Here is a 3,693-nt window from a genome sequence, read left to right as displayed (position 1 = left end):
AAGGCTCAAAAAGCACCAACGAATCAGCCTAGAAAAACTCCTCGACGACTTCGCGAACGCCTGCACGAAGTCGGTTCATTTGGAAGCTCTCTGGAGCTATCAACCTGACCACCGCCACGTCACCACCGAAACCCGCAAAAAACGCCGCCCCCTTGAAGACACTTGGATCGAACTCCTAAGTTGACGCGAATGCCTAACAGGCTCGCACCACCAACCAACCCGGCTTTTCGATCCGTTCAAAAGCAGTGAATCCCCCTTCGGCCAGGGTCTCGACCAGCAATCCCTCATCGTAAACAAACCTGCAATCGGCAATGAGATCGTTAACTACGTAGCCTGCGGCCTCACAGTGAGCATCGGGGACATGACGAACAAGGTAACCATGGACGAATTCCGGATCGTCTTCCAATCCACCCAAGGCGGCCAAATCCGGCGTCACCACCTCCAGCACTCCTCCTGGCTTCAAGGCCCGGCGGCAGTCCTTCGCCAGAAGTATCGTCTGGAGAGGACGGAAGCGCTCCCAGACCCCCTCCGCCGAGAGGGACTCCAGCGACCCGTCCGGCACCATCAGCCGCCCGCTTTCCCGGAAGCCCCGATCCTTGCCGAGATCGTGATGCCGCTCTTCCAGCCCTTCGTCCGCTCCGGTTGCAGGCATTCCCGACTCATAACCAAATTCCTCGAAGTCACGCCCATACTTCTCCGCCATCATCCGCCGGGCCTCCTCATCATAGTATTGCCACCAGGGAAACTTCCGCCCCGAATCCATCTCGTGCGGCAACTCCGCCCGGATCCCCCAGTCCGCGCACAGACTCGCAAAGTCCTCCTCCAGACTCTCGAAACGCAGCACCCGATCCACCCGAACTTCCCCCGCGCCATCCTTGAGCCAATCGACCTGACAAGCCCCGAGATCGTGGCCCAGTAGACCATCGAAGGCCGCCAGCCTCTTCAAATCATCCGCCCAACTGGGCCCCGTGAACAGAGTTCTAGCCTCCGGTAAAAGACGCAATAGATAAAAGAGCTGAGACAAGGCCCGCTCAAAAGGATTTCGCACCACCGTCACCACTTCCCGACCCGCCAGCAGACCCCGACGCTCGAAATAAGCCACCGACTCATGCTGGATAGCCGGGCTTCGCACCTCCCCCTCCCCAGCCAGCTTCCCCTGCCGATCGCCACCCGGCAGCGCATACTCCGTCAGCTCTTGCCGACTCAGTTCCGGCAAAGTTCTCCCCGTCGCCGCTGTCACCAGTGCATTCTCCACACTCGTTCCTGCCGTCTTCGGAATGTGAATGAAAAGAAAAGGTCGCGGGCAATCAGATATCATAGCCAATCGAGTCAATTGAGATTTGGAGCCAACCAGAAAAAGACTTCCAGTCATGCGAGGCCGGAGATTTTTCCGAAACGCGCAAGGCAATCGCTGCTCTCCCGATACTGTTTTAGCAACAAAGCCACCTGAAAAAATCCACTTTTCGGATGCCCAAAGAGCTCCTGCGCATGGCTCATAGCCAGCGCCACCGAAAAAGGATGAACGCCAGGAGGCTCTCTGAGTGGTTGGCATCCCTGCAGGTTCTGCTCAACCCAAGGATAATCATCGCTGCACACTACCAGCCGACTCTTCCGCTGAAGAGGCTCACAGGCGTAATCCGGGATGCCCTCTTTGACATAGCCATGCCTCAAAAAATCACCACGCCGAATCATAAGGCCGCCTTCCGCTTCTTTCACCTGCCGAATCATTTCTTCCGCAGACGGATCATCGAATTGGATCGCCTCCATCAAGGCCTCGCCACAGCCATCAAAAGTCCGGGGAAAGGAACCCGCCCCGCAGCTCGGAACAACGACCGCCCCGGGCGGCGGCTCCTCCCGGCTCCTCGCAATCCCCAAGGCATCCAGCCGCCAGATTTCGTGACTCTTGTCAGGAGGCCTCGTCCCTTCCAAGGTCCAATAGGGATACTGGGGATCATCAGAATAGGTCACCTCATGCCCTCCCGCCTGCAAACGAAGGACATGCCCATAGCCATAAAGCTGACTCGCGAGCCCTCCAGATATGAGAACATGATAGCGCTTTCCTTTCTCGCTAAGAAATTTCCCCTTCTCCACCCCTCTCCCCCTCTTGGCATTTTCACTCACCCTCTCGCCCCCTTCCTTCAGCTCCTCCCAGCTAACTTGCTCCCGGTGCCAGTATTCTGCCATCTCCACACCCGGATGACTCCACGGCTTGCTGGGCATCGTGTAATGAAGAATACCGTCAGGATTCTCGCCTGGACGATCCCAACCGGGCACCAGATTCCATTTGGCGGCGAGACCCAAAACCCGCCCCTGACCAGCAAGAGCCAACGCGATTTGTTCTTCATAGCCAACCGCTTCCTGCACCGCCAGAAAGCGCTCCCAAAAGCCCTCCTCCCGCATCGCCTCAAGATTCAAGAGAGGGCCGAGATAAAAAAACTCCCCCTGCCCTGCCTCCTCAAACTCCGGGGGCAAGCGACGCCGGAACCAATCCCAGGCCGCATCCGCCAGGTTCTTGTGCCAGAGCCGGGCCGCCAGCAAATGCCCCCCAAAGTCCAGCTCAAAAAGAGGCCTCACGTCAGTCAACACCAATTGATCCCAGTCCAAGACCAGCGCCCGATCCCAGTCGCAACAATCCCGGATACCCAGAAAGCGATCCATGGCCGGTTGGCTGACGTGAGCCGGGAAGCGCCCCGCCGGGCTCTTCACAGGTTCGAGGAACTCAACCTTCAATCCCTTCCTCTCAAAATCTTCCGGCCGGGCATGACCCCGATAATAACAACGAACATGGACGGGGAGCGTGCACCGACGAACCAGCGAGGCAATGACGGTCGCATGGGGCTCCAATCCCGCATCATCAGTCGCGATTAAGATGTTCGCCGTCTCTCCCATCCCTTTTGTGCCAGTTTTCACCAACAAATTGGGAATCTCCCCTCGTCCTTTCCGAATGGAATCAGCACCTGCCAAGTCCTGATGCCCCACCCGGGGACAGTCCCCCGTCAAGACTCCCCGCCGAAGCAACGGCAAGCGCCAAATGATCTCGTCCAGCGGACCCGTCATGGGCAGCGCTCCACAGATAAGGGCCGCGCCTACCTGATTCACCATGTATCCGTAAGTACCCACCAAATGCCCCGTCGATGGCACCACCCAATGCTCCCCTTCCAACTCCTCATGCCCGGGTTTCAAATTGAGATAGTCCACTTGCAGGGCCTCCGCCTCCCGGGCATAGCTTCCGAGGAATTCACCCAAGTCCCCATCCGGCACCGCGTCATCCTCAAAGACCGCCAGCCACCCCGCCTCCCGCTTGGCAAGAAACTCCCGCAACAAGCCCAGATGAGAACAATAACACCCCACCTCCCCCGGCACCAGCGCCCGCCCCCACCGTTCCCGAAAGCGGACCGCATCCACCCCAATCTCCACCATTGCTTCCTCCGGCGTCGTTCCCCAATAGATGTCCGCCGCAATTCCCGCCTCCTCCAATAACTTCACACACCGCTCCCCGTTCCGGGGTCGCGACCGAATATCGATAACACTGGCGGAAATCTTCATCACTTTCTCTCCTGCCCCTGTTTTTGCCTGACTCTCTTCTTCAAGCCTCCTCCCCATTCGCGTCAGGTTAAGGCTGTGAGGCCTGATTCTATGGGGGATTTGCGGGTTCGTCGGTCTCTTTTGAGGTGCCGCGGATCAGGACTAAAA

At 58.2% G+C, this 3,693-nt stretch carries 3 protein-coding genes; 1 reads left to right on the top strand and 2 read right to left on the bottom strand.

Features of this window, described 5'->3' with window-relative positions:
- On the top strand, nucleotides 1–184 hold a 184-nt coding region (locus JIN78_RS16510), incomplete at its 5' end, for a hypothetical protein (RefSeq protein ID WP_200393100.1).
- A gap of 9 nt (nucleotides 185–193) precedes the next feature.
- On the opposite strand, the gene JIN78_RS16505 is transcribed toward JIN78_RS16510, so the two are convergent.
- Nucleotides 194–1,240 (bottom strand): class I SAM-dependent methyltransferase, encoded by a 1,047-nt coding sequence (locus JIN78_RS16505; RefSeq protein ID WP_200393099.1) that lies wholly within the window; start codon nucleotides 1,238–1,240, stop codon nucleotides 194–196.
- Between the two features lie 128 nt (nucleotides 1,241–1,368).
- Nucleotides 1,369–3,486, bottom strand: a complete 2,118-nt coding sequence (locus tag JIN78_RS16500; RefSeq protein ID WP_200393098.1) for a glycosyltransferase — start codon at nucleotides 3,484–3,486, stop codon at nucleotides 1,369–1,371.
- Nucleotides 3,487–3,693: the final 207 nt, after the last annotated feature.

Origin of the sequence: Roseibacillus ishigakijimensis, assembly GCF_016595415.1 — a bacterium.
Taxonomy (GTDB): domain Bacteria; phylum Verrucomicrobiota; class Verrucomicrobiia; order Verrucomicrobiales; family Akkermansiaceae; genus Roseibacillus; species Roseibacillus ishigakijimensis.
This window is presented reverse-complemented; position numbering and strand designations above follow the sequence as displayed.